Origin of the sequence: Agrobacterium sp. ST15.16.055, from assembly GCF_027956555.1 — a bacterium.
GTDB classification, from domain to species: Bacteria; Pseudomonadota; Alphaproteobacteria; order Rhizobiales; family Rhizobiaceae; genus Agrobacterium; species Agrobacterium salinitolerans.
The window spans coordinates 12,913-39,081 of the sequence record NZ_JAQKGN010000014.1 but is presented as its reverse complement, the minus strand read 5'-3'; the positions used below and the strand labels follow the sequence as shown (position 1 = coordinate 39,081).

Sequence of the window (26,169 nt, the reverse complement as noted above, 5' to 3'; positions counted from 1 at the left end):
TCGCGGAAAATGCCGACCCATGTTGAGGGGCAGTGACGCGGAAACGGATTGATTGCCATGGCAGCGGATGTGATCGTTTTGGGTGCGGGGATCATCGGGGTCTCCATCGCCCTGCAACTGGCCCGCAGGGGTAAGTCGGTGGTGCTGGTCGACCGGCGCGGGCCGGGTGAGGAGACCTCCTTCGGCAATGCCGGGCTGATCCAGAGAGAAGGTGTCGTACCTTATGCCTTCCCGCAGGATCTCGCCCTTCTGCTGCGCTATTCCCTGAACAACAGCATCGATGCTCGCTATCACCTCTCCGCCCTGCCGAAGATCGTGCCGTTTCTCGGCCGCTACTGGTATAATTCCGCAGCCTCGCGCCACGCGGCAATTGCCCGCGCCTATGCGCCGCTGATCGAGCATTCGGTTTCGGAACACAACATCCTGATCGAGGAAGCGAAAGCCGGTGATCTGATCGTCAAGAACGGCTGGATGGAGGCCTACAGGACCGCCGTAAGGCGGGATGCAGATTTTGCTTTCGCCGAGCGTCTGGCGCGCGACCACGGTATTTCCCATACGAAACTCGACGCTGAGGAGCTTGCCGCAGCCGAACCGCATCTCAGCCATGATTTCGTCGGCGGCCTGAAATGGAACGATCCCTGGTCGGTGCGTGATCCGCATGCGCTGACGCTCGCTTATGTTCGGCTGTTCGAGAGCCTTGGCGGAAGTTTCGTCCGCGGTGATGCCTCCACCCTCAGCCAGACGGTGAGCGGTTGGACGGTGCGCACCGAAACCGGCGCGGTCGAGGCCGAACATGCCGTGGTGGCGCTAGGCCCCTGGGCGGATACCGTCACGGAACGGCTGGGTTATCGCTTTCCACTCGGTGTGAAACGCGGTTACCACATGCATTATGCGCCACAGGAGGGCGCGAAGCTCAATAACTGGCTGATCGACGCCGAGCGCGGATATTTCCTCGCGCCGATGCGCAAGGGTATCCGCCTGACAACGGGCGCGGAATTCGCCGAACGCGATGCGCCGAAATCTCCCGTGCAGATCGAGCGGGCGGAGCGGGTGGCGCGTACCGTCTTTCCTCTCGGCGGCCGGCTGGATGCGGAACCGTGGATGGGAGCGCGGCCCTGTACGCCGGATATGATGCCGATCATCGGCAAGGCGCCGCGCCATAAAACATTGTGGTTTGCTTTCGGGCACGCCCACCATGGCCTCACACTTGGGCCGATCACCGGCCGTGTGCTGGCGCAAACCATGCTTGGCGAAACGTCGGTTATCGCCATCGACGCCTATCGCCCGGAAAGGTTCAATCCCTGATAGCTAAATCCGCTGGCCTTCCGGGGACAGGCCACGTAACATGGTCGCGTGCAAAGGGAAAAGGGGCGAAACGTCATCATGGTGGCGAGGTTTCTCATCTATCAGCAGCAGGACGACTTTCGTTAGCGCAACTCGCTGCGCATGAAACGAGATGGAAACGGCTTGCTGGTGCATGATGGATGATATTGAAAACGCAAAGAAATTTTTCGCCGATAATCCCGATATCGAAATTCTCGAAGCTTTCGTCATAGATGCGAACGGCGTGCCGCGCGGCAAGTGGATTCCGCGCGAACGGGCAATTGACGTTCTTGAGAAAGGAATGGCCATTCCCCGGTCGGTCTATGCGCTGGATATCTGGGGTCGAGATGTGCATGCTGCAGGTCTTGCGGAAGGCACGGGCGATCCAGACGGTTTTTGTTTCCCCGTTCCAGGCACGCTGTCGCGGGTGACATGGCTTGGCCGACCAACGGCACAGGTTCTGCTGGCAATGAAAAATCCGGATGGGACCGGCTTTTATGGCGATCCGCGCCATGTTCTGGCGCAGGTTCTAAGCGCCTATAAAAAGGCGGGCCTCACGCCGGTCGTGGCGACCGAACTTGAATTTTACCTGATCGATCCTGTCCGCTCCGCGCTCGATCCTGTCCGCCCGCCGCGCAGCCGCGAGGGCCGATGGCACACGGGCCAGACACAGGTTCTGTCGATTTCCGAATTACAGGATTTCGAGGATGTTTTCCATGATATTGCCACGGCCTGCCGCGCACAGGGCGTCCTTGCCGATACGACGCTGCGGGAAAACGGCCCCGGGCAATATGAGATCAACCTCAACCATGTGCCGGATGCATTGCAGGCGGCCGATTTCGCCGTCTTCCTGAAACGCATCGTCAAGGGCGTGGCGCGGCGGCATGACCTCGACGCCACCTTCATGGCCAAGCCTTACGGGTTGCAGGCCGGCAACGGCATGCACGTGCATTTTTCCGTTCTCGACAGGGACGGCAGGAACATATACGCCGGGGAGAACGGCCCGTCGGATGCTTTGATGCATTCGGTCGGCGGCCTCTTGGAAAACATGGGTGAAAGCATGGCGATCTTCGCCCCCCATGCCAATTCCTACCGCCGCCTGACCCCCAGCGAACATGCGCCGACCTACGCCTCCTGGGGCATCGACAACCGCTCGGCGGCGGTGCGTGTCATCGTTGCCAGCAAGGCGGCGACGCGTATCGAACATCGGGTCGCGGGCGCTGATACCAACCCCTATCTCGTTGTCGCGATGATCCTGAGCGCCGCATTGGCAGGCATGAAGGAGAAGCGCCAGCCGGGCGGCGCGATTGCCGGCGACAGCCACGCGATCAATCACGAGCCGCTGCCCACCAACTGGGACTACGCGTTGCAGCGCTTCACGCGCTCGAGCTTTGCCTATGCGACGCTCGGCCAGAAGTACCGCACGCTGTTTTCCGCCTGCAAACAGCAGGAGCTTTCCGAATTTTCCCTGCGTGTAACCGACGTCGAATATGACGCCTATATCAGGACGGTGTGAAATGGCTGAGGTAACGAATATTCCCAATCCCGGCCACACATCGTCATGGTATGCGGCCTCCGCCAATGTCAAAACCGTGCGGCCGACACTCGAAGGCGCTCTGGACGCCGATGTCTGCATCATCGGTGGCGGCTTCACCGGCATTTCCGCCGCGCTGGAACTCAGTGAACGCGGCTATTCCGTCATCGTCCTGGAAGGTGTCCGCGTCGGCTTCGGCGCTTCGGGGCGCAATGGCGGTCAGATCGTCAACGGCTATAGCCGTGATCTCGAAACCATTGCCGGTCGCTATGGGCATGACAAGGCGGTGAAACTCGGCGAAATGTCGCTTGAAGGCGGCGCGATCATCCGCAACCGCATCGCCAACTACGCCATCGATTGCGATCTCGTCGATGGCGGTTTCTTTGCCGCCTTCACACCGAAACAAATCCGCGAGATGGAAGCTCACAAAGCCCATTGGGAAAAACACGGTCATGGCGGTCTCGAAATGGTCTCCAGGGCGGATGTCGGCCGCTATGTGAAGACCGACCGTTATGCTGGCGGCATGATCGACCGCTTCGGTGGCCATATCCACCCGCTCAATCTGGTGCAGGGCGAGGCGGCGGCTGCCGAAAGCCTTGGAGCCCGCATATTCGAAAATTCGCGTGTCATCGCGGTGGAGCAGGGCGTCAATCCCATCGTGCGCACGGCAACGGGCAGCGTGAAGGCGAAATATGTTCTCGTCTGCGGCAACGCCTATCTCGGCACCTTGCTGCCGGAAATCGGCGAGCGGATGATGCCCGTCTCAAGCCAGGTCATGGCAACGGAGCCGCTTGATGCCGATCTGATCGAGGAGCTTCTGCCCGCCAATTATTGCGTCGAGGACGCCAATTACATTCTCGATTATTACCGCCGCACCTCCGACAATCGCCTGCTCTATGGCGGCGGCATCGGCTATGGCGGCAGCGATCCTGCCGATCTGACGGGTGTGATCCGGCCGAATATGCTGAAGACCTTTCCGCAACTGGAAAAGACGAAGATCGACTTTGCCTGGAGCGGCAATTTTGCGCTGACGCTCACGCGCATCCCGCATATGGGCAGGCTGTCCGACAATATCTATTTTTCGCATGGCGATAGCGGCCACGGTGTTACAACAACCCATCTGCTCGGCAAGATATTGGGCGAGGCCGTTGCCGGCCACGCCGAACGTTTCGATGTCTGGAGCTCGCTGCCGAACTATCCGTTCCCCGGGGGTAAGACATTCCGGGTGCCGCTGACCGTGCTTGGCGCATGGTGGTACGGCCTGCGCGACAGGCTCGGATTTTAGAACGTTACCGTCTTCAAACCGGAAAGTGCGTTATTCGCAATATCCTCCGGTGTGGCATCGATGCTGACGGTTACGACGCCCGGTTCGCCGGTCGGCACTTCCAGCGTGGCAAGCTGGGTCTGCAGCAGCGAAAGCGGCATGAAATGGCCCTTGCGCTCACCCATGCGCCGGCTGAGAAGCTCCAGGCTGCCATCCAGATAAACGAAAGCCAGCGGGCCGCCGGTGGCCTTGCGAAGGCGGTCGCGATAGATTTTCTTAAGCGCCGAGCAGGAAACGACGACACCGTCGCTTTCGCTGCCCTTGCGCAGTTCCGCGCCGATCAGATCGAGCCAGGGCCAACGGTCTTCGTCCGTCAGCGGAATACCTTCGGACATTTTTTCGACATTGGATTTCGGGTGCAGCTTGTCGCCCTCTATGAAGGCAATGCCCAGTTTCTCCGCCACTGCTTCCGCGACTGTGGACTTGCCCGAGCCGCTCACTCCCATCACGACAATTGCCTGTGTCACCCGCACCTCGAATGTTTCTGTTTCGACCGTCAGCCCCTATCATGTGCGGCAGGCATCGGGAATATAAAAATGCGGGGGCTTGCACTGTGTCAGTGCCCGGTTTTGCGCGCCGCAGTCTTTTCCATGGCGGAAAAGGCCGCGTGAATCAGGATCGCCAGCGCCGCAACGATCAGCCCGCCCTGAAGAATGAAGGCCAGATTGTTGGATTGCAGGCCGGCAATGATCACTTCGCCGAGGGTGCGCGCCGCGACTGTCGAGCCGATGGTTGCGGTCGAAAGGCTGATGACCGCCGAAAGCCGGATGCCGGCGAGAATGGCTGGAAGGGCAAGCGGCAACTCCACTTTGACAAGGCGTTGCCAGCCGGTCATGCCGCTTCCTCTCGCGGCGTCCATCACCGTGGCGGGCAGGGTCGTAAGACCCGTCAGCGAATTTTCGAATACCGGCAAAAGCGCGTAGAGAAACAGGGCAATGAGCGTTGGTTTTTCGCCAAAACCGATCATCGGCACGGCCAGCGCCAGCACCGCCACGGGCGGAAAGGTTTGGCCGATATTAACGATGCTGCGCGACAGCGGCAGGAAATCCGCCCCGAAAGGCCGGGTGACGAGAACCGCAAGGGCCCCCGCCGTGAGCGTGGCCAAGCCCGTGGCAATCGCCACGATAGTTAGATGCGACAGGGTGAGGGAAAGCAGATTGGCCTGCGTGTAGATTGCGGGTGCATTGGCCTGCACGAGAGGGCGGAACACCGGTGCGAAGACCTGCGGCGCTGCCAGAAAGATGATCAGCGCCAGTAGCAGTAGCCCGAGAGCAAAGAAGGATAATGCGTTTTTCATAGGGCTCCGGCGGCGCGCTGGAGGAGAACATCACGCCGCACCCGGCCAGCGGGTTGCCCATCGTCCCCGACGACCGGCAAGGCATCGCAGCCCGCCCATAACATCGCCGACAGGGCGTCGCGCTGGCTTGTATGTTCGGTGAGCGGTTCGCCCTTAGCATTTCCCGGCTCCACGACATCGGCAACGGAGAGAACGGATAGCAGTTTCAGCGCCCGTTCGTTTTCACCGATCATGGTGCGCACGAAATCCGTCGCCGGTTTCAGCACCAATTCGGCCGGCGGGCAGTCTTGGACGATACGGCCTTTGTCCATCACGGCGATACGATCCGCCAAATGAAAAGCCTCGTCCATATCGTGTGTGACGAGAACGACGGTCACGCCGAGCTTTTTCTGGATGTCGAGAAGATCGTTCTGGGCCTTGGCGCGGATCACCGGGTCCAGCGCGCCGAAGGGTTCGTCCATCAGGAGAATGTTCGGTTCGGCGGCCAGCGCACGCGCCACGCCGACACGCTGCTGCTGACCGCCTGAGAGTTCATGCGGGAAACGGTTGGCATAAAGCGCGGGATCGAGCTGGAAGAGCTGCATCAGCGCGTCGATCTTCGCATTGATCCGCTTGCGATCCCAGCCGATCAACTGCGGAACAGTCGCAATATTTTCGGCCACCGTCCGGTGCGGAAAAAGGCCATGGCCCTGAATGGCGTAGCCGATCTGGCGGCGCAGCTTGAAGCCGGGTATGGCGCTGACATCCTCACCGTCGATACGGATCGTGCCGGAGGTGGGCTCCACCAGCCGGTTTATCATGCGCAGCAGGGTGGTTTTTCCCGAGCCGGAGGTGCCGACGATGACGGTGACGGTGCGCGGCGCGACAGTCAACGATACCTGATCAACGACGGCTGCATCGCCATATCGTTTCGTGATGGTGTCGATTTCGATCATGCCTTTTGCCTTCCGCCTGCGCTGAAGAGATTGCTGTCGATGAGGGCGTCGAGTGTTATTGCTGCGGCAAAGCCAAGAAGGACGGTCGGTACGGTGCCGAGCAGCACGAGGTCCATCGCTGTCTGCCCGATGCCCTGAAATACGAAAACGCCAAAACCGCCGCCGCCGATCAGGGCGGCTATCGTCGCCAGGCCGATATTCTGCACCAGTACGATGCGGATGCCGGTGAGGATGACCGGCATGGCCAGCGGAAATTCCACCCGCAGCAGCCGTTGCACCGGCGTCATGCCAAGCCCGCGCGCCGCTTCCCGGACCGCCTGCGAAACGCCGGAAAGACCGACCACAGTGTTGGAAACGACCGGCAGCAGCGAATAGAGAAACAACGCCACGAAAGCGGGCGCCATGCCGATGCCGGCGATGCCGATTTTCGCGGCGCCCGGCACAGTGGCTGCGATCCACCCCAGCGGGGCGATCAAAAGGCCGAAAAGGGCGATGGAAGGGATGGTCTGGACGATATTGAGGCCATTCAGTACACCCGCGCGCAACCACTCGACCCTGTAACAGAGTATCCCCAGGGGAATACCCACTACGGTCGCCGCGATCAGCGAGCCTATGGCAAGTTCCACGTGCCGCAAAGCCTCGGTCCAGAACGTATCGGCCCGGCCGGTATATTCCTTTATGATGGAGAGGTCGTTCCAGAGGCCGCTTGTCAGCACGGCCGCGAGTGCGGCGATGGCCGCCAGCAGCAACAAAATCCGGGCAGCGGGCTTCGGCTCAAGACGCGCAATACAATCCGTAGCGAGCAGAGCCAGACCGGCAAACATCAACCAGAAGCCGCTTGCGGGCGAAACGCGGGCAAAACTGTTACCCTCTGGCGTGAGAAAAGATGCCGCCTGCCCGATGAAAACCGCCAGTGCCGCAAGACCGACCAGCGCGGCTGCGAGTTTCAATCGCGTGGGAAAGCGGAAAAAGGCGATGAAGACTGTAACAAGAACGATGGTGACGAGAAGAGTTGCAGCTGAACCCGGAAGCGCTTCGAAGACCGTGCGTGTCTCGCCCTGAACGATCCGGTTGGCACGCAATGTCATGAAAGGCGACGCAAGAAGCGCATAAAGAAGCAGGGACGAAATCACCACGCCCACTTTGTCAGGCCACTTCGTCAAATCCTGCTCCCCTGCCTTTTGTCTCGCCTACTCTGGATTCGGACCGGATCATGGGAACGTACCGGCTCCCGCAACCCGCTCCGGCGTCGCGAGCGGTTACTTGACGAAGCCGTTCTTTGTCAGGAAGTCGATGGCTACGGTCTTGGCCTGTTCACCCCCCACCTGCACGCGCGCATTCAGGTCCTGCAGGGTTGCCAGATCGAGTTTTTCGAACACGGGTTTCAGCAACTCTTCGATATTCGGGTGCTTTTTCAAAGCCTCTTCGCGAATGATCGGCGCTGGCTGATAGACCGGCTGCACATGTTTGTCATCCTCCAGCACCACGAGACCTGAAGGCGCGATGCCGCCATCCGTGCCATAGACCATGGCAGCATTGGCGTTGTTCGTCTGGTTGGCGGCGGCGGCGATCGTGGCCGCAGTGTCGCCGCCGGAAAGCGTGATCAACTGGTCAGGCTTCATGGTGAAGCCATAGGTGGTCTGAAATGCAGGCAGCGCAGCGGCGGAATTGACGAATTCGGAAGAAGCGGCAAGGACCACCTCGCCACCATCGGCAACATATTTGCCGAAGTCGGAAAGCGTCTTGAGATTGTTCTTGTCGGCGACATCCTTGCGCAGCGCAATGGCCCAGGTGTTGTTGGCCGGAGATGGTGTCAGCCAGACGATCTTGTTGGCGTCGAAGTCGAGTGTTTTTGCTTCTTCATAGGCCTTGGCTGCATCTTTCCAGAGCGGATCGTCCGCCTTGGAGAAAAAGAAGGCGGCGTTGCCGGTATATTCCGGATAAATGTCGATCTCGCCGGCTGTGATCGCTTTTCGCACAACCGGCGTTGCGCCGAGCTGGATGCGATCCGTCGTTTCGATCTTGTTCTGATTGAGGACGGCGAGGATGATGTTTCCGAGAACACCGCCTTCCGTGTCGATCTTGGACGACACGACCACCTGCGCCTGCGCGATGGAAACAGAAAGGGCAAGCGCAAGTCCGGCGCCCGTCAACGTCATCAAGCGGTTCATGAATGTTCCTCCGGTGGGTCAGCCTGCGAACAGGCGAAAGATCGCCGCCGCAATTGCGGCCCAACATAAACAGCCGGAAGGAAAAATGGTTGCATGCCATCTGCTTTTTTTGCGTCAATGGCTGCGGCTGGACGCCGATAGTCAGGTTTCGCCGTCACGTTTGCGCGCATCCCTGCCCATGACGAGCGGCATGAGAACGGACAGAAACAAGAGCCGGATGACGTGATGGGAACCGACATAGGCGGTATCGGCATGCATCATCACCGCCATCGCCGCCATGGTTTCCAGACCGCCCGGCGAATAGGCGATCATGACGGCATTGAGAGGAACGCCGGTCACACCGGAAATCATCCAGGCAATGCTGCCAGCGATAACCATCACGGCGATGGTGACGACGAAGCCCGCCAGAAAGCCTTTCCGCACGTCCATCAGTGAGACATTCGAAAAGCGCGTGCCGATCAGGCAGCCGATAAGCACATAGACGGGCAGGCTAAGCCAGGTGGGAACACCGCCTTCGGTAAGGCCGGTAATATGGGTGCCTATGGAAATGGCGACACCGCCAAGCAGCAGGGCGGCCGGAAACTTCCAGCGCAGGAAGAGCCAGCCGGTCAGAAGCGATGCACCGATGGTCAGCGCCAGCGTAAAAAGGCCCATTGGCGGGTTGGCCACAAGCGGTTCCCTGCTGACAAGATCGAAATATTCGACGATCAGCGGCACGGAAAGCGTCAGCGCCAGCACCCGCACGCTTTGCACGATGCTGACGGTCGCAAGGTCGCTTTTCGTTTCGGCGCCGAGGCTGATGATATAGCTGAGATGACCGGGAGAGGCGCCTAGCATCGCTGTCGTCCGGTCGTAACCGAAGCCGTAATGCAGAATCCAGTAGGCGACATAGAGCATGATGACGACGGCGGCGAGCACGACGACGAAACTCAGGGGCCAGGTCTTTGCGGCGTCGATCACGGACGGCGTCACGCTCGTTCCCATCGAAATGCCGACGACGACGAAACAGGCGTTGCGGATAAAGGCGGGAATACCAAGCCTTACACCGGCCAGTCCCGTAATCGTCACGGCAAGCGCCGGGCCGGAAAGAAAAGGCGCCGGGATATCGATGAGACTGGCGAGCAGCGCACCAATGCTGCCGACGAGCGCGGTGAGCGCGAATGTATGGAGTTCAGGCTTGATGATCATTGCGACGCTGAGTGTTTGCTTGAAAAAGCTCGCGACCAAATGCGCCGCTTCCGTTCATGACGTCAACACGCAGGACCAGAAATATTACATTTCTTGCTTATTTACATAAGAAAAGCCCGTGGCCTATAGGGCACGGGCTATGGCGATTCCCGATGGGACAATGGGATGATTAGGCAGCCGGAAGGGGAGCGACCTTCGGCATTTCCGTGTCCAGGCCCAGGAGGAAGTTGATCTGGGGCCGCGCCTTGACGAGATCATCGATTGAGTATTCCGCCAGAACGTCAAAAAAGGCATTAAGTGCCTTGCGAAGCGCCGAGTTGAGGCCGCAGCTATCTACAAGCGGACATTCCACCGCACCATCCTCAAAGCACTCGGCCATGGCGAAGCTGTCTTCAGTAACCTTCACCACGTCGAACAGGCTGATCTTGTCGGCGGGTTTGCCAAGACGCACGCCGCCGTTGCGGCCGCGCACGGTCTCCACCAGACCTGCCTTGTTGAGCGGCTGCAGGATTTTGAACAGGAACAGCTCCGAAACGCCATAGGCCCTGGCAATCTCGGGAATGCGGCTCAGGTGGCCGTCATTTGCGGCGCAATACATCAACATGCGAACGGCATAGTTGGTCTGTTTGGTCAAGCGCATGCTGGTCTCCTAACTCTCAATGTGGAGTTATATAGTCTCTTTTTCAGTTTAGAACAATTCCAGAAACTGAAAAAACTGGTACCCATCCGATATTTCTCGAACAGCGTTGTTGACCGTCCGGATGATTCATGAACAAACAAGTCAAGAATCCGAATGTAATGGAGGCGTTCATAATGGCAAGCTTGAAATCATACTTTTCCGCTGCCGTTTTTTCAGGGTTGACGATCCTTGTCGCCGCGCCCGGCGCTTTGGCGGAGGGGGAGGTTAACGTCTATTCCTATCGCCAGCCTGAATTGATCCAGCCGCTGCTCGATGCTTTCACGAAGGAAACCGGGATAGAGGCGAATGTGCTTTTTCTCGACAAGGGGCTGGTGGAACGCATTCAGGCCGAGGGCGTCAATTCACCTGCGGATGTGTTGCTGACGGTCGATATCGCCCGTCTCGTCGAGGCGAAGGAGGGCAAGGTTACCCAGCCGGTCCTCAACGATCCCGTCATCGAAAAGGATATCCCCGCCAATCTGCGCGATCCCGAGGGCGAATGGTTTGGGCTCACCACGCGCGGCCGGGTGGTCTATGCGTCGAAGGAAAGGGTGACCCAGAAGGAGATTACCTATGAGGAGCTTGCCGATCCGAAATGGAAGGGCAAGATCTGCATTCGCGACGGCCAGCATTCCTATAATATCGCGCTGATCGCCTCGATGATCGCCCATCACGGCGTCGATTATACCCGCACATGGCTGACCGGCCTGAAGAACAATCTTGCTCGCAAGCCTGATGGAACCGACCGCAGCCAGGCGAAATCGATCTTTTCCGGTGAATGCGATATCGCGCTCGGCAACACCTATTATGTCGGCCTGATGCTGACCAATGATCGCGAGCCGGAAGAAAAGGAATGGGCCGGATCGGTGCGGGTGATTTTCCCAAATGCGGGCGATCGCGGCACGCATGTGAATATCTCCGGCATGGCTCTGACGAAATACGCCCCCAACAAAGACAATGCGCTGAAGCTGATGGAATTCCTGGCCTCGCGGGAGGCGCAGGAAATCTACGCCAGGCAGGTCTTTGAATATCCGGTGCTGCCCGGTGCGGAGCCATCCGATGTTGTGAAGGGCTTCGGCCCCATCAATCCGGACAAGCTGCCGCTGACGGACATAGCCGCCCATCGCAAGCAGGCGTCCGAACTGGTTGATGAAGTGGGTTTCAACGACGGCCCGACCAACTAATCCCGGCGCAACCCTTACCGTTCTGCCGAAATCTAATAAAAAGCCCCGCTGTTTTTGCAGCGGGGCTTTGTTTGTCTACCTGCTTCTCGGGTTACTTCATTGTCGGCATGACGAATTCTGCGCCCGACTTGATACCCGACGGCCAGCGTGAGGTGATCGTCTTGGTTTTCGTCCAGAACTTGATCGAATCCGTGCCGTGCTGGTTGAGGTCGCCGAAGCTCGAAGCCTTCCAGCCGCCGAAGGAATGATAGGCGAGCGGAACGGGGATCGGAACGTTGATGCCGATCATGCCGATATTGATGCGGCTTGCGAAGTCGCGGGCAGCGTCCCCGTCACGGGTGTAGATCGCGACGCCGTTGCCATATTCGTGCTTCATCGGCAATTCCAGCGCGTCTTCGTAGTTCTTGGCGCGCACGACGGAGAGAACCGGTCCGAAGATTTCCGTCTTGTAGATGTCCATGTCAGGAGTGACATGGTCGAACAGGCAGCCACCGACGAAATAGCCGTCTTCATAACCCTGCAGCTTGAAGTCGCGGCCATCGACCAGCAGCTTTGCGCCCTGTTCGACACCGCTGTCGATCAGACCCTTGACGCGCGTCTGGGCTTCCTTGGTGACGAGCGGACCCATATCGGCCTTGTCATCGGTATAGGGACCGATCTTCAGCGCCTCGATCTGCGGGATGAGCTTTTCAACGAGGCGATTTGCCGTTTCTTCGCCAACCGGAACCGCAACGGAAACCGCCATGCAACGCTCGCCGGCGGAACCGTAACCTGCGCCCATCAAGGCGTTTACCGCCTGGTCGAGATCGGCATCCGGCATGATGATCATGTGGTTCTTCGCACCGCCGAAGCACTGCGCGCGCTTGCCGTTCATGGCGGCAGTGCCGTAAACATAGCGGGCGATCGGTGTCGAGCCGACGAAGGAGACCGCGCCGATATCGGGATCGGTCAGGATGGCGTCGACCGCGCCCTTGTCGCCGTTGACGACGTTCAGGATGCCAGCCGGAAGACCGGCTTCGATCATCAGTTCGGCAAGGCGGATTGGCAGGGACGGGTCGCGCTCGGAAGGCTTGAGGATGAAGGCGTTGCCGCAGGCGATCGCCGGGGCGAACATCCACATCGGGATCATGCCGGGGAAGTTGAACGGGGTGATGCCCGCACCGATGCCGACCGGCTGGCGGATCGAATACATGTCAATCGCAGGGCCGGCACCTTCGGTGAATTCACCCTTCTGCAGATGCGGAATGCCGCAGACGAATTCGCACACTTCGAGGCCACGGACGATATCGCCCTTGGAATCCTCGACGGTCTTGCCGTGCTCGCTGGAAAGCAGCACCGCCAGCTCATTCATGTCGCGGTTCAGAAGCTCGACGAATTTAAAGAAAACGCGGGCGCGGCGCTGCGGATTGGTGGCGGCCCATTTTGGCTGTGCCGCTTTTGCGCTCTCAACAGCGGCGCGAAGCTCGGCATCGCTCGCAAGCGCGACAGTCGCCTGGACTTCGCCGGTGGCCGGGTTGTAGACATTCGATGTGCGACCGCTGGTGCCGGGCACATGCTTGCCATTAATGAAATGACCGATTTCCTTCATGGGTTTTCCTCCAGAATGTGATGGCGCAGCATTACCTTTCGATTTGCACAAATCAATCGCCTGAAATAAGCATCCATTGTGCAAAAATAGACATAAGGAGGGTGCCATGAACTGGGATGATGTGCGTTTGTTTCTAAGCGTGGCGCGAAGCGGCCAGTTTCTTTCGGCGGCGAGAAAGCTCGGTGTGAACCACGCCACCCTCAGCCGCCGTATTTCCGCGTTGGAAGCGGCCATCGGCACACAGCTCTTCCTGAGAAGCACCAATGGCTGCGAGTTGACGGAAGAGGGCCAGCGCCTTCTTGCCGGGGCCGAGCGCATGGAAACCGAAATGCTGAATGCCCAGGCAAATCTCGGCCGCGTCGATACGGCGGTGGCGGGAACGGTGCGCATCGGCGCGCCGGATGGTCTCGGCGTTTCCTTCCTCGCGCCGCGGCTCGGCCGGCTGACGGCGCGTTATCCCGATCTTAAAATCCAGCTCGTGCCGGTGCCGCGCTCTTTCTCCCTGTCGCAGCGCGAGGCCGATATAGCCATCACCATCGAAAGGCCGGAGCAGGGCAGGCTGATGTTTTCGAAGCTCACCGATTATTCGCTGGGCCTCTATGCCTCGGCGGATTATCTGGCCGATTACGGAACGCCTGATGATGTCGAGGCACTGAAGCGCCACCGGCGGATCGGTTATGTAGAGGACCTGATCTTTTCGCCTTCACTTAACTTTACCGGTGAGATCATGCGCGACTGGGACGCCGCCTTCGAAATATCGAGCGCCACCGGTCAGACCGAGGCAGTGCGCTCCGGTGCGGGTATCGGTATCCTGCATAATTACATCGCGGGGCAATATCCCGAGCTTTTGCGCATCATGCCGCAACTCACCATCAGCCGGTCCTATTGGACAGCCTATCACGAATCCGCCCGTCAACTTGTCCGCGTCCGCACAGTGGTCGATTTTCTCCAGGAACTCGTGGCCGAAGAACGGCGGATATTCACCTGACATCCCACATGTCGATATTATTAGTACTATTAATTGTTCGGGCCTGGCTGTTCGGGGCTTGACAAAGGATAGCTGGCTGGACGACCAATGCAGCCATTGGGAGAGATCGGAACTGACATGTCTATACTACGTAAGCTTTCGCCGACTGGCCTCGGCGTGGCCGTCATGCTGCTTGGAATGCTGCTTTTCGCACTGAACGACGCCATGGGGAAGTGGCTCGTCGCCACCTATAGCCAGGGTCAGGTGATCCTTATTCGCAGCGCGGCGGCGCTTATTATCCTCGTTCCGATCGTCTGGCGTGCCGGCCTCTCCGGCCTTGTCAGAATTGAGCGTCCCGGCCTTCAGTTTGCGCGCGTTTTCTTTTCCACCGCAGAGCTCTTCTGTTTCTATTTCGCCGTCGCGGCCCTGCCGCTCGCCGATGTCATGACCTATTGGCTGGCCGCCCCCATTTATGTGGCGGCGCTCTCACCGTTTCTGCTCGGAGAAAAAGTGGGCTGGCGTCGCTGGACGGCCATCGCCATCGGTTTTGTCGGCGTTCTCATCGCGCTCAAGCCCAGTTCGGCAAGCCTCACCTCCGCAGCATTGTTTTCGATCCTCGGTAGCGCCGCTTTCGCTTTCATGATGTTGTCTGGCCGCCAGCTGCGCAATACGCCGGATACCGTGCTTGCCTTCTGGCAGATCATCGGTGCGGCGCTTGCGGGCATTGTCGCGGTATTCCTTACGCCATCGGGATGGCTGCCGGTTCAGTCCGGTTTCGATCTCGCCTTCCTCGGCCTGCTTGGCGTCGTCGCCATGACAGCGCATGTGCTGGTCAACCGGGCACTTAAACTCGCCGATGCTGCAACCGTCGCACCGCTGCAATATACGCTGCTGCTCTGGGCGGTGATCTTCGGCTGGCTGTTCTTCAACGATGTGCCGCAGACCAGTATCGTTGTCGGTGCAGGCCTGATTGTTCTTTCCGGACTTTATATTTTCTTCCGCGAAAATACACTCAAGCGACGCCGTGAAACCGCCGAAGGACTGGCTGCGGAGCAGGTTTGATCTTTCCAGTTCGCCGTGGTCACAATCACGGGACTTGACGAAGGCGTGATCTTCAGGAAGTAAGAAGGGCCCCTGCGATGATTTGTCTCGCAAGGGCAGAGGAAACAAAGGTGCCGGGCCCCTCTGGCGAGAGTTTTACGGCGCTCTCGCGATGTCGGTACCGCCTGCAAAAATTGGCCGGCGGATTAAAAACTATGAAAAACCTGAATGTGCTTCGCGCGCGTGCTTTCTGCGTGCGGCCTGACGCCTCTCGTCGGTCCGTGAACGTCCTCGTCATTGGAGGCGACCGGACATGAGCGCTGCCCAGAAAAACACGCTTACCTACTTCAAGTGGGCTTTTATCGTCACCATCGTCGGCCTGATCCTCGGCGGTTATCTCGGTTGGGAAATGACCGGAACGGTGGGCGGCACGGCGACGATCTTTTTCATCTGTGTCGTTCTGGCGGTGCTGGAAATCTCACTTTCCTTCGACAACGCCATCGTTAACGCCAACAAGCTGAAGGATATGACACCGGTCTGGCAGCATCGCTTCCTGACATGGGGTATTCTGATTGCCGTTTTCGGCATGCGTATCGTCTTCCCGCTGCTCATCGTGGTCGTCGCGGCCAATGTCGGCCCCTGGACAGCTCTCGTCATGGCGGCCACACAGCCGGAACGTTATGCGGAAATCATGCGTGACGCCCATCTGCCGATTGCGGCTTTCGGCGGCACCTTCCTGATGATGGTCGGCCTCAACTTCTTCTTCGACCACGAAAAGGATGTGCACTGGGTACGCTGGATCGAGGAAAAGGCTGCAATCTATTCCTCCGTCAAGGGCATCGAGATTGCCTTCGTGCTGGTCGTCATGCTGATCTTTTCCCGCATCATCGGCGCAAGCGACAATCCTGAACTTGGTCCGGTCGCCGCCAACACCTTCTTCCATTCGGCGATCTGGGGTCTTCTGACCTTCCTGCTGGTGGAAGTTGTCGGCGGTATTCTCGACCGCAGCCAGGAAATGCTGGAGGGCGCTGCAAAAGGCGGCTTCGGTGCGTTTCTTTACCTTGAAGTGCTGGATGCCAGCTTCTCCTTCGACGGCGTGATCGGCGCTTTCGCGCTGACGCAGAACCTCTTCATTATCGCCATCGGCCTCGGCATCGGTGCCATGTATGTGCGCTCGATGACCATTATGCTGGTCGAGAAGGGAACCCTGGCCGAATATCGCTATCTGGAGCACGGCGCCTTTTATGCGATCCTCATCCTGTCCGTCATCATGTACGTGCAGACCATGGTGCATATTCCGGAGGTCATCACGGGCCTTGGCGGCGCGGGCCTGATCGGCATCTCGCTCTGGTCGTCGATCCGCTATAACCGGCGACAGAATGCCGATGCGGTCGATGCCGCGCGTGGCGCGGAGATCTGATCCGCGTATCCTTGCCTTCCGCTGTCGCGGCGGAAGGCAATTTTTATGCATTGAGTTATTTTTGCCTATTTTTATTGCTGTTTATCCTTTGCGGAAAATTTCGCCAAAAGACGAATTTTTCCCTTAAGTTGCTGTTTTTACGAATATTTGTGCGTTGCATCAAAACTGGCACGCTTCCTGCTTCTTATCCTGCAAGTCCAGAGGGGACATCATGGCCCGAAAACGGGTCAACAAATACCGCCGCGCCGCGCGATCTTTCTGATCTGCGCCGTGCGGCGGTTCTGTTTGTGCGGGATGGTTCTTGAGTTTTCCGTTCTCTTGAATGAAAAAGGTAAGAAAACGACTGGAGGGGCAAGGTTTGCCTGCACAATTGTCGCCCTCGGAGGCGCTTGGCCTCTGGCATCGTGTGTCCACGACGCAGGTCATTGACGATCAGCCGGATTTGACCTTGCGTCAAACCGCCATCCTGCTGCAGATTTATCTCGTCACGCCACCACACACCGTCAGGGGTCTTGCGGCAACGATGGGAGTCACCAAACCGGTCATTACCCGCGCGCTCGACAGCCTCGGCGCTCTCGGACTCGTCGATCGGGTTCGGGATGAGCGGGACAAGCGCAATGTCGTGATAAAACGTACGGTGGCTGGTGCGCTTTATCTGGAAAAATTCGGCGACCTGATTATTGATCAGGCACGCAAGATCTAACCCCTGGATGTGAAACCCATGATGCTCGACCGCCGCCTGAATGTCTTCCGCTCCGATCTCGCCGATGAAAAGCTGCGGGGCGTGGTGCAGGCCGAACGTTTTGTCAGCGGCTCGCCTGCCCAGATCGCGGTGCCGGTTATTGGCCTGCGGCCGACGCCGGACCTTGCCGTCGGCATCGATACCGAGCTGCTGTCTGGCGAAACCATCCGTGTTTTCGACCGGGCGAACGGCTGGGCATGGGTGCAGGCGGATGCGGATGGTTATGCCGGCTATGTGCCGGAAAAGGCGATTGGCGATGTCGTTGTCGCCACCCATCGGGTGACTGCGCCGCGCACTTTTCTCTATCCAGCCGCTGAGTTGCGCAAACCGCCGGTCGCAGCACTGTCCATGGGTAGCCTGATCCAGATTGTAGGCGAGGCGGAGACACGCGGTACCCGTTACCTGCTGACCGAAAAAGGCGAAGGCATCATCGCCGCCCATTGCCAGGCCGTCGACGCGGCGCTTGACGAAGATTATGTGGCGGTGGCGCTGCGCTTTATCGAAACGCCCTATCTCTGGGGCGGACGCTCCGGCTTCGGTATCGATTGTTCCGGCCTCGTGCAGCTTTCCATGGCCATGACGGGCCGGCGGGTTCTGCGCGATACCGACATGCAGGTGAAGTCGCTCGGTGTGGAAATCGAGCGGGATGAATTGCGCCGCGGCGATCTCGTCTTCTGGAAGGGCCATGTCGGCCTCATGGAAAGCGAGGAAACCTTGCTGCATGCCAATGGCCATACGATGAATGTTGCACGCGAAAATCTCGATGCGGCCATCCAGCGCATCGGCTGGCTTTACGAAAAGCCGACGGCTTTCCGCCGGCTGGAGGATTGAGAAGGCGGCTTTCACGAAATTTTGCCTGCCGGGCCCTTTGTGGGAGAGTTTCCGACGCCTACATCGGTTGGATGATGGTATGGGACTGGCAACGATGAAGACGAGAACGGCAACACGACTGGCAACGATCGTCACAGCGATTTTGCTGAGCGCCCCTGCGCAGGCGCAGACCGTTTTTCAGAATGGTTTTGCCCCCGCACCGGATGCCTATGCAAACCTGCCGGGCGTCAAGGACCCGCGAACGCTGCAGCCAAAGGTCCGTTACAACTGCCATAGCGCATTGGGTGTGACCGGATATTCCCGAGGTCCTTACCGGGATGTTTTCGGCAGCCGTGGGCTTCCCGTTCAGGGGTATCGCTGTACCGACGAAAACGGCATTTCCAGTTTCGGCGGCAGAAATCCGGTCTCCAAGGACTGGTATCCCGGCATAAACCCCGTCGACCCGACCTTCTGAAGCCGCATGGTTTGAACGCCGGACCGAAAACCCCTTTGTGGTCTTCGGAAAATCGATGCGTGAGCTGTGGTGGCAGGCATTTGCCAGGCGGGTGCTCTGGACTTGTTGTCGCTTTTTCAGATAAATCTTCCGCATGACAGGTTGATACCTGCCAGGGTGCGGAGTGACATCGGCTATTCTGACCTTTGGCCGATATTGGGGAATGCAAGTATGACGAAGACCGATATAGCCACCCGTGTCCACAATCATACCTGGAAGCTAGACCCGATCGTCCGCAGCCTGATCGACACGGATTTTTACAAGCTATTGATGTTGCAGATGATCTGGAAGCTCTATCCGGAAGTCGACGCGACATTTTCCCTGATCAACCGCACGAAGACGGTACGGCTGGCGGAAGAGATCGACGAGATGGAACTGCGCGAGCAGCTCGATCATGCGCGTACCCTGCGTCTCTCCAAGAAGGAAAATATCTGGCTTGCGGGTAATACGTTTTACGGCCGCTCGCAGATTTTCGAGCCGGAATTCCTCTCCTGGCTGTCGAGCTATCAATTGCCGGAATACGAGCTTTTCAAGCGCGACGGGCAATATGAGCTGAACTTTCATGGCCGCTGGATGGACACGACGCTCTGGGAAATCCCGGCGCTCGCCATCATCAACGAGTTGCGCTCGCGCAGCGCCATGCGTTCGCTCGGCTATTTCACGCTCGATGTGCTCTATGCCCGCGCCAAGGCCAAGATGTGGGAGAAGGTCGAGCGGCTGCGGGAACTGCCGGGCTTGCGCATTTCCGATTTCGGTACTCGCCGCCGCCACAGTTTCCTTTGGCAACGCTGGTGCGTGGAAGCGCTGAAGGAAGGCATCGGTCCTGCCTTTACCGGTACGAGCAATGTCCTGCTCGCCATGGATTCCGATCTCGAAGCCGTTGGCACGAACGCGCATGAACTACCGATGGTCGTCGCGGCGCTGGCGCAGACGAATGAGGAACTGGCTGCCGCTCCCTATCAGGTCCTGAAGGACTGGAACCGGCTTTATGGCGGCAACCTGCTGATCGTGCTGCCGGATGCGTTCGGCACGGCGGCTTTCCTGCGCAACGCGCCGGAATGGGTGGCAGACTGGACGGGTTTCCGTCCCGACAGCGCCCCGCCGATCGAAGGCGGCGAAAAGATCATCGAGTGGTGGCAGAAGATGGGCCGCGATCCGCGCAAGAAGATGTTGATCTTCTCCGACGGTCTCGATGTCGACGCCATCATCGATACCTACAGGCATTTCGAAGGCCGGGTTCGCATGAGCTTCGGCTGGGGCACCAACCTCACCAATGATTTTGCCGGTTGCGCGCCAAAAACCATCGCCAGCCTCAAGCCGATTTCCATCGTCTGCAAGGTCAGCGACGCCAATGGCCGGCCGGCGGTGAAGCTCTCGGACAACCCGCAAAAGGCGACCGGTGATCCGGGCGAGGTGCAACGGTACCTGAAGTTCTTCGGTGAAGAGGACCATAAGGAACAGAAGGTGCTGGTTTAAGAGAATCGGGCGCTCCCGTTGAGGAAGCGCCCCGTCGAGCCCCGATCAGGGTTCAGAAGATTACTTCGCGAATTGATGTGCGATGTAGTGGAAGAGTGCGCGGATGCCCTGTGCTTCCCCGCCAATCGCTGAATGATGACGCTCACTCAGCGACCAGCCGTAGATGTCGAAATGCGCCCAGCGCCTGGTATTGGTGACAAAACGTTTCAGGAACAGGGCGGCGGTGATCGATCCGCCCATGCCGCCCGAAGGCGCATTGGTGATATCGGCTGCGCGCGAGCGTATATCTTTGTCGTAGCCCATGTAGAGCGGCATGCGCCACAACGGATCGTCCGTATCGATGCTGGCTTCCGCGATATCATGCGCCAGATCCTCGTCATCGGTGTAGAAGGGCGGCAGATCCGGGCCGAGCGCGACACGCGCCGCACCCGTCAGCGTCGCCATGTCGATCATCAGGTCCGGCGCATCCTCGTCCGCATAAGCGAGCGCATCCGCCAGAACGAGACGACCTTCGGCGTCGGTATTGTCGATCTGTACCGTCAGCCCCTTGCGGCTCTTATAGATATCGCCGGGACGGAAGGCATTGGCGGAGATGGAGTTTTCCACGGCGGGAACGAGCACGCGAAGATCGACCGGCAGCTTCGCATCCATGATCATCAGCGCAAGGCCGAGAACATTGGCGGCACCGCCCATATCCTTCTTCATCAAGGCCATGGAGGCGGCGGGTTTGATATCGAGGCCGCCGGTATCGAAGCAGACGCCTTTGCCGACAAGGGTGAGGCGCGGATTGCCCTTCTTGCCCCAGCTCATCTCCAGAAGCCGCGGCGCGCTTTCGCTGGCCCGACCGACAGCATGGATCAGGGGTAAGTTTTCCTTGAGCAGATCATCGCCGGTAGTGACCTTCACCTTTGCCTTGTAATGGGCGGCAAGCGCGCGGAAGGCAATCTCTAGCTCATCCGGTCCCATATCGTTGGCCGGAACATTGATGAGATCGCGCGCAAGGAAAACGCCGGCCAGAACGCGCTTGATCTCGCCGTCTTCCGCATCCTGCGGAATAAGGAGCTTTGCCCCGTTCGCCTTGGTGGTCTTGTATTTGTCGAAGCGGTAGCTGCCGAGGCCGAAACCGAGAGCGAGCCGATTGGCCGTCAGGGGTGCGGTCTCGATGTGCCATTCGCCTTCCGGCAGTTCACGGGCGAGTTTCCCGGTGATGAAGGGGATTTCCGAGGGATTGCCGCCGAGGCCGAGAAGCACGCCGCCCAGCGAACCATCGGCGGAAGGAACGAGGAGGATAGCGCCCGCCTCCGCCTTGAACCCCGCCTTCTTCGCCCAATCCAGAGCGACAGGGTCGATGGCGCCCTGTTCGATATGGGCCGGCGTGACGGCGAAAACCGGCAATGTGCTGCCGGCCTTGGAGCTGAAGGGGGTCGGGCGTTCGATGAACTGATAGGGCGCCATTATATGCTTCCGTAAATGTCGAGAATCGGTGCGATTAACGCTCTGTTAGGGTTAACAGATTATTGCTTAAGCGAAAGTTGCGTCATGTGAGTCTGTCGTGTGTCGGGCGCAAGATCGATCATTCTCGGGCGGGGGCGCTGCCATGACTGCATTTTCTTTGGGCGAGACAGGCCGGACAGGGTTGCTGCGGGGAGCATGTCTTGCCGCATTGGTTCTTGCGGTTTCAGGATGCGCGGGCGCCAACAAGCCCGATCGTATGTCCACCGGCTCCATTCCCGTGGCCACGCGTTCTTACGACCATCTGAACATGGAGCAGCTTCGGCAGGCGGAAGAGACCGCCGGCAAAGCCTATGAACGCAATCCCAAGGACAAATCGGTGGGCATGAATTATGCCAGCGTGCTGATGATGACCGGCAAGAACACACAGGCTCTCGCCGTCATGCAGCAGATCGCCATCGCCAATCCGGCCGACCGTGATGTGCTTGCCGCCTATGGCAAATCGCAGGCGGCTGCCGGCCAGCTGGAACAGGCGCTTTCGACCATCCAGCGGGCACAGACGCCGGACCGGCCCGACTGGCGGCTTTATTCCGCCGAGGGCGCCGTGCTCGATCAGCTTGGACGTTCGAACGAGGCGCGTTCCCGCTACAGGCAGGCGCTTGACCTGAAGCCGAACGACCCGAGTGTATTGTCCAACCTCGGCATGTCTTACGTCCTGTCGAGCGATCCGCGCACTGCCGAAACATATCTGCAATCCGCCATCGCCCAGCCGGGCGCCGATAGCCGCGTTCGCCAGAACCTCGCGCTCGTGGTCGGTCTACAGGGCCGCTTTGCCGAAGCCGAGCGCATCGCGGTTCAGGAACTCTCGCCACAACAGGCGCAGGCAAATCTCACCTATCTGCGCGCAATGCTTTCACAGCAGAACTCCTGGCAGCAACTGGCGAAAAAGGACGGTAAGCCGGCCGGTTGATACGCTTTTGCAGTCATAGAGGGGCCGCGCCCTGATGGTTCGTCGTCAGAATGTGTCGGCGACACGAATGCCGGCAGGCCCGAGAATGACGGCGATGAGAACCGGCAGGAAGAATATTATCATCGGTACAGTCAGTTTGGGCGGCAACGCTGCGGCCTTTTTCTCGGCTTCATTCATTCGCTCGTCCCGGCCTTCCTGCGCGAGAACGCGCAGGGCCTGGGCGAGGGGGGTGCCGTACCGCTCCGCCTGGATAAGGGCCTGCACCACGCTTTTGACACCGTCCAGTTGTGTGCGCATACCAAAATTCTCAAGAGCGACACGCCTGTCCTGAAGGAAGGACAATTCCGCTGTCGTCAGAATCATTTCTTCTGCGAGTTCAGGTGACTGCTCGCCCATCTCTTCCGCTACGCGGCGCATGGCGGCTTCCATCGATACACCGGATTCGATGCAGATCAGCATCAGGTCAAGCGCATCCGGCCATGCCCGTTTGATCGATGCCTGTCGCTTGGTCATGCGGTTCGAAACATAGATATTGGGGGCGTAAAAGCCGACATAGCCGAAAAGAAGCACCGCCATCAGCTGAACGACAAAAGCCTGATCAGCCAGGTTTCCGAGAATAAAAACCCAGGTGAATGCCACGGCCAGGAAAATGAACGGAAAGATGAACCGGGCGGCGAGAAATGTATTAAGCGCATTTTGCGAACGAAAACCGGCTGCTCGCAGCTTGTTCATTGTGTTCTTGTCGGCAAGTGCTTCCCGGAGGTTGAATTTTTCGACGATTCGACGTGCGGACTTATTGTTGTTGCCTCGCAGGGAGGTCTTGCCGTCTCTGGTTGCTGTCGCAAGTCGCTCGCGCTCGCGGCTGCGAATGAGTTCTCGCTCCGACGATACGGCTTTCATGCGCTTGGCAAAGTCTTTTCGCTCGAAGAAAGGCGTAATGAGCGTATAAAGAGTGGCGAAAACTGCCACTGTTACCAGAATCGCAATAATGGTCTGCGGATTTGTCAGGTCTGAAAGGAGATTCCTTGTCATTGATGACCCTCAAATATCGAAATTGATCATTTGACGCATGATGAAAATTCCTATGAGCATCCATAGTCCAGATGCACCCAGAATGATGTGCCCGCGCATATCCGTGAACAGGACTGAAAGATAGTCAGGTGACGTAAAGTGCACCAGCAGCATAACGATGAAAGGCAATGCGCCGATAATGACGGCAGACGCTTTTGCTTCCATGGATAGGGCGTTCACTTTTGCGCGCATTTTTTTTCGGTCGCGCAGCACCTTTGAAAGGTTGGATAACGCCTCCGACAGATTGCCGCCTGCCTGTGCCTGGATATTGATGACAATGCTGAAGAAACTCACTTCGAAAAGCGGCATGGTCAGCATCATACGCTCTATCCCTTGGGGAATCCCGATGCCAACCTGCTGCGCATCGACAACTCGCTGAAACTCTGTCTTTACCGGCTCCTGACCATCTGACGCGATCAGGCGTACCGCGTCGTTCAACGGCAAACCCGACTTGATCGAGCGGCACATGACATCAAGCGCATTGGGGAATTCCTCGAGGAATTTTTTCTGCCGGCGCTTGAGGAGAAAAGCCAATACCCAGCGTGGCAATCCCAAGGCCGCAACAGCGGCGACGAAGAGAACTGTCATTAACGACAGACCGTAGATAAGTGCAATAAAAGCGGCGCAAGCTGCCGCGCCAAGGCTCAGAAGGTGGAACTGCCGAACGGAAATTACCAGCCCAGCCTGCATCAGTTTATCGCGCAGGCTGACATTCTTTGTTTTTTTCGCCTTTTCATTTTGTTTCTTCTCCATGTCCCGCAGGCTGTCCTGCATGGACTTGCGGCGCTTGCTGAGCTCTTGAACCCGATCGCGCGCAGCTTTGATATTTGCGTGATCCGTCTCTGCGGCCCGCACCCGCTTGAAACGACTGGTGGTCTTCTTTTCGACCTCTATCTGCTGGAAAAGAAACGCATAAGCGAGCGCTCCTGCCGAGATGGCGACGAGTACGGCCAGTAACACTATTGTCGGGTCCATGGCAGTCGCTTTCCCTTAGGATGTCTTTTCCATCTCATCGAGCGCGGCCGCCAGGCGTTTTTCTTCACCGTAATAGCGTGCACGATCCCAGAAATTGGGCTTGCTGATACCGGTCGATACGTGTCTGCCGATCAGCCTGCCCTGCGCATCCTCGCCTTCGATCTCGTATCGCATCAGATCCTGGGTGACGATGACATCGCCTTCCATGCCGATCACTTCCGTGATCTGCGTTATCCGGCGCGAGCCGTCGCGCAGACGCGCCGCCTGAATGACGACATCGATCGAGCCTGAGATGATTTCACGCACGGTCTTGGCCGGCAGGGTGAAGCCGCCCATGGCGATCATCGATTCGATACGGCTGAGGCATTCGCGCGGCGTATTGGCGTGCAGCGTGCCCATCGAACCGTCGTGACCGGTGTTCATGGCCTGGAGAAGGTCGAAAACTTCCGGTCCGCGCACTTCGCCGACGATGATGCGTTCGGGCCGCATGCGAAGGCAGTTCTTGACGAGATCGCGCATGGTGATCTCGCCTTCTCCTTCGATATTCGGCGGACGTGTTTCGAGCCTCACCACATGCGGTTGCTGCAGCTGCAGTTCGGCGGTGTCTTCGCAGGTGATGACACGTTCATCCCTGTCGATGAAGCTCGTCAGGCAATTGAGAAGCGTGGTCTTGCCGGAGCCGGTGCCGCCCGAAATGACGACATTGCAGCGGACGCGACCGATAATCTTGAGCAATGTCGCACCTTCCGGCGTAATCGCTCCGAAACGCACCAGCTGGTCGAGTGTCAGCTTGTCCTTCTTGAATTTTCGGATCGTCAACGCCGGACCGTCGATGGCGAGCGGCGGCGCGATGACGTTGACACGCGATCCGTCCGGTAGGCGCGCGTCGCATATCGGGCTCGACTCATCCACCCGTCGGCCAACCTGGCTAACGATGCGCTGGCAGATGGAAAGCAACTGCGCATTGTCACGAAAACGAATATCGGATTCGATGGTTTTACCGCCGACTTCGATGAAGGTCTGGCCGGAACCGTTGACCATGATATCGGCGATATCATCGCGAGCGAGGAGAGGCTCCAGCGGCCCGTAACCAAGAACATCATTGCAGATATCTTCGAGCAGCTCTTCCTGCTCGGCGATCGACATGGCGAAATTCTTGATCGTGATAATATCGTTGACGATATCGCGAATTTCCTCGCGCGCGCTCTCCGCGTCGAGCTTGGCGAGTTGCGAAAGGTCGATCGTATCGATAAGTGCGGAAAATACCTGGCTCTTGGTATTGTAGTAATCTTCCGTGCGGGCGCGTTTTTTCTGTGCCGGCGGTACGCTTGCGGTCGCCTGACGCATTGCCGGCGATTGGCCGGGTTCAAGAGTGTCAATCGCAGCAGAACGAGGTTCAGGCGCCGTCACCGCCTGCATATGTACAGGTGCAACAGGTTCCGGCTTCGTGCTTCTGGCTGGGCCCTCAGGCCCGCGTTTTCCGAACATCGGCGTTTCCGTCTAAGGGC

General features: G+C 58.6%; 25 protein-coding genes. 13 read left to right on the top strand and 12 right to left on the bottom strand.

Annotated features, from left to right (window positions below; all coding sequences use genetic code 11):
- Positions 1-57 precede the first annotated feature (57 nt).
- From PL599_RS18125 to PL599_RS18115, 3 genes are all read left to right on the top strand, one after another.
- Entirely contained in the window at positions 58-1,305 is a 1,248-nt protein-coding gene (locus PL599_RS18125) for an NAD(P)/FAD-dependent oxidoreductase (protein WP_269824871.1), read from the top strand.
- A 172-nt stretch (positions 1,306-1,477) separates the two neighbouring features.
- Positions 1,478-2,839 carry a glutamine synthetase family protein gene (locus PL599_RS18120; protein ID WP_162520580.1) on the top strand — a complete coding sequence of 454 codons (1,362 nt, stop codon included), beginning with the start codon at positions 1,478-1,480 and terminating at the stop codon, positions 2,837-2,839.
- 1 nt (position 2,840) lies between these two features.
- A complete protein-coding gene (locus PL599_RS18115) occupies positions 2,841-4,142 on the top strand; it encodes an NAD(P)/FAD-dependent oxidoreductase (protein WP_269824870.1) in 1,302 nt (433 codons plus the stop codon).
- Here PL599_RS18115 and PL599_RS18110 read toward each other — a convergent pair.
- The 7 genes from PL599_RS18110 to rirA all read right to left on the bottom strand — a co-directional run bounded on the left by PL599_RS18110 (position 4,139) and on the right by rirA (position 10,412).
- The gene (locus tag PL599_RS18110) at positions 4,139-4,627 is read right to left on the bottom strand and encodes a gluconokinase (protein ID WP_162520591.1); all 489 of its coding nucleotides are present in this window, start codon (positions 4,625-4,627) and stop codon (positions 4,139-4,141) included. The two genes, PL599_RS18115 and PL599_RS18110, sit on opposite strands and share 4 nt — an antisense overlap.
- 110 nt (positions 4,628-4,737) lie before the next feature.
- Positions 4,738-5,478, bottom strand: a complete 741-nt coding sequence (locus tag PL599_RS18105; RefSeq protein ID WP_137409584.1) for an ABC transporter permease — start codon at positions 5,476-5,478, stop codon at positions 4,738-4,740.
- Positions 5,475-6,413, bottom strand: a complete 939-nt coding sequence (locus PL599_RS18100) for an ABC transporter ATP-binding protein (RefSeq protein ID WP_269824869.1) — start codon at positions 6,411-6,413, stop codon at positions 5,475-5,477. The genes PL599_RS18105 and PL599_RS18100 overlap by 4 nt, the downstream gene beginning before the upstream one ends.
- Positions 6,410-7,576, bottom strand: coding sequence for an ABC transporter permease (locus tag PL599_RS18095; RefSeq protein ID WP_269824868.1), 1,167 nt, complete (start codon positions 7,574-7,576; stop codon positions 6,410-6,412). Before PL599_RS18095 ends, PL599_RS18100 begins: the two co-directional genes overlap by 4 nt.
- A gap of 96 nt (positions 7,577-7,672) precedes the next feature.
- Positions 7,673-8,584, bottom strand: coding sequence for a glycine betaine ABC transporter substrate-binding protein OsmF (osmF, locus tag PL599_RS18090; RefSeq protein WP_137409585.1), 912 nt, complete (start codon positions 8,582-8,584; stop codon positions 7,673-7,675).
- A 141-nt stretch (positions 8,585-8,725) separates the two neighbouring features.
- A complete protein-coding gene (locus PL599_RS18085; protein ID WP_077984515.1) occupies positions 8,726-9,772 on the bottom strand; it encodes an AbrB family transcriptional regulator in 1,047 nt (348 codons plus the stop codon).
- A 169-nt stretch (positions 9,773-9,941) separates the two neighbouring features.
- Positions 9,942-10,412, bottom strand: a complete 471-nt coding sequence (gene rirA, locus PL599_RS18080; RefSeq protein ID WP_077984514.1) for an iron-responsive transcriptional regulator RirA — start codon at positions 10,410-10,412, stop codon at positions 9,942-9,944.
- Between the two features lie 173 nt (positions 10,413-10,585).
- Between rirA and PL599_RS18075 the strand changes: the two genes are divergently transcribed.
- The gene (locus tag PL599_RS18075; protein ID WP_244614279.1) at positions 10,586-11,635 is read left to right on the top strand and encodes a Fe(3+) ABC transporter substrate-binding protein; all 1,050 of its coding nucleotides are present in this window, start codon (positions 10,586-10,588) and stop codon (positions 11,633-11,635) included.
- A 91-nt stretch (positions 11,636-11,726) separates the two neighbouring features.
- On the opposite strand, the gene PL599_RS18070 is transcribed toward PL599_RS18075, so the two are convergent.
- Complete coding sequence (locus tag PL599_RS18070) at positions 11,727-13,223, bottom strand: CoA-acylating methylmalonate-semialdehyde dehydrogenase (protein ID WP_077984513.1); 1,497 nt, start codon at positions 13,221-13,223, stop codon at positions 11,727-11,729.
- Between the two features lie 106 nt (positions 13,224-13,329).
- Between PL599_RS18070 and PL599_RS18065 the strand changes: the two genes are divergently transcribed.
- The 8 genes from PL599_RS18065 (at position 13,330) to pncB (ending at position 20,193) form a co-directional block, all read left to right on the top strand.
- Positions 13,330-14,211, top strand: a complete 882-nt coding sequence (locus tag PL599_RS18065) for a LysR family transcriptional regulator (RefSeq protein WP_077984612.1) — start codon at positions 13,330-13,332, stop codon at positions 14,209-14,211.
- 117 nt (positions 14,212-14,328) lie between these two features.
- Positions 14,329-15,252 carry a DMT family transporter gene (locus tag PL599_RS18060; protein WP_193559328.1) on the top strand — a complete coding sequence of 308 codons (924 nt, stop codon included), beginning with the start codon at positions 14,329-14,331 and terminating at the stop codon, positions 15,250-15,252.
- 292 nt (positions 15,253-15,544) lie between these two features.
- Positions 15,545-16,651: a DUF475 domain-containing protein gene (locus tag PL599_RS18055; RefSeq protein WP_137409587.1), complete on the top strand. Its 1,107-nt coding sequence runs from the start codon at positions 15,545-15,547 to the stop codon at positions 16,649-16,651.
- 11 nt (positions 16,652-16,662) lie between these two features.
- Complete coding sequence (locus PL599_RS18050; RefSeq protein WP_142913761.1) at positions 16,663-16,956, top strand: hypothetical protein; 294 nt, start codon at positions 16,663-16,665, stop codon at positions 16,954-16,956.
- Positions 16,957-17,009: 53 nt separating this feature from the next.
- Positions 17,010-17,354 carry a MarR family winged helix-turn-helix transcriptional regulator gene (locus PL599_RS18045; protein ID WP_077984611.1) on the top strand — a complete coding sequence of 115 codons (345 nt, stop codon included), beginning with the start codon at positions 17,010-17,012 and terminating at the stop codon, positions 17,352-17,354.
- An 18-nt stretch (positions 17,355-17,372) separates the two neighbouring features.
- A complete protein-coding gene (locus tag PL599_RS18040; RefSeq protein ID WP_142913760.1) occupies positions 17,373-18,224 on the top strand; it encodes a C40 family peptidase in 852 nt (283 codons plus the stop codon).
- 94 nt (positions 18,225-18,318) lie between these two features.
- On the top strand, positions 18,319-18,678 hold the full coding sequence (locus PL599_RS18035) for a hypothetical protein (RefSeq protein ID WP_077984610.1): 360 nt from the start codon (positions 18,319-18,321) through the stop codon (positions 18,676-18,678).
- Positions 18,679-18,888: 210 nt separating this feature from the next.
- Positions 18,889-20,193, top strand: a complete 1,305-nt coding sequence (pncB, locus tag PL599_RS18030) for a nicotinate phosphoribosyltransferase (RefSeq protein WP_077984509.1) — start codon at positions 18,889-18,891, stop codon at positions 20,191-20,193.
- A gap of 60 nt (positions 20,194-20,253) precedes the next feature.
- On the opposite strand, the gene PL599_RS18025 is transcribed toward pncB, so the two are convergent.
- Positions 20,254-21,648: a leucyl aminopeptidase family protein gene (locus PL599_RS18025; protein WP_269824867.1), complete on the bottom strand. Its 1,395-nt coding sequence runs from the start codon at positions 21,646-21,648 to the stop codon at positions 20,254-20,256.
- A 256-nt stretch (positions 21,649-21,904) separates the two neighbouring features.
- Between PL599_RS18025 and PL599_RS18020 the strand changes: the two genes are divergently transcribed.
- Entirely contained in the window at positions 21,905-22,615 is a 711-nt protein-coding gene (locus tag PL599_RS18020; RefSeq protein ID WP_332909364.1) for a tetratricopeptide repeat protein, read from the top strand.
- A 45-nt stretch (positions 22,616-22,660) separates the two neighbouring features.
- On the opposite strand, the gene PL599_RS18015 is transcribed toward PL599_RS18020, so the two are convergent.
- The 3 genes from PL599_RS18015 to PL599_RS18005 are packed head-to-tail and all read right to left on the bottom strand — an operon-like array spanning position 22,661 to position 26,149.
- A complete protein-coding gene (locus tag PL599_RS18015; RefSeq protein ID WP_137409591.1) occupies positions 22,661-23,647 on the bottom strand; it encodes a type II secretion system F family protein in 987 nt (328 codons plus the stop codon).
- A gap of 9 nt (positions 23,648-23,656) precedes the next feature.
- A complete protein-coding gene (locus tag PL599_RS18010) occupies positions 23,657-24,661 on the bottom strand; it encodes a type II secretion system F family protein (RefSeq protein ID WP_077984505.1) in 1,005 nt (334 codons plus the stop codon).
- A gap of 15 nt (positions 24,662-24,676) precedes the next feature.
- Complete coding sequence (locus PL599_RS18005; protein ID WP_077984504.1) at positions 24,677-26,149, bottom strand: CpaF family protein; 1,473 nt, start codon at positions 26,147-26,149, stop codon at positions 24,677-24,679.
- Between the last annotated feature and the right edge of the window lie 20 nt (positions 26,150-26,169).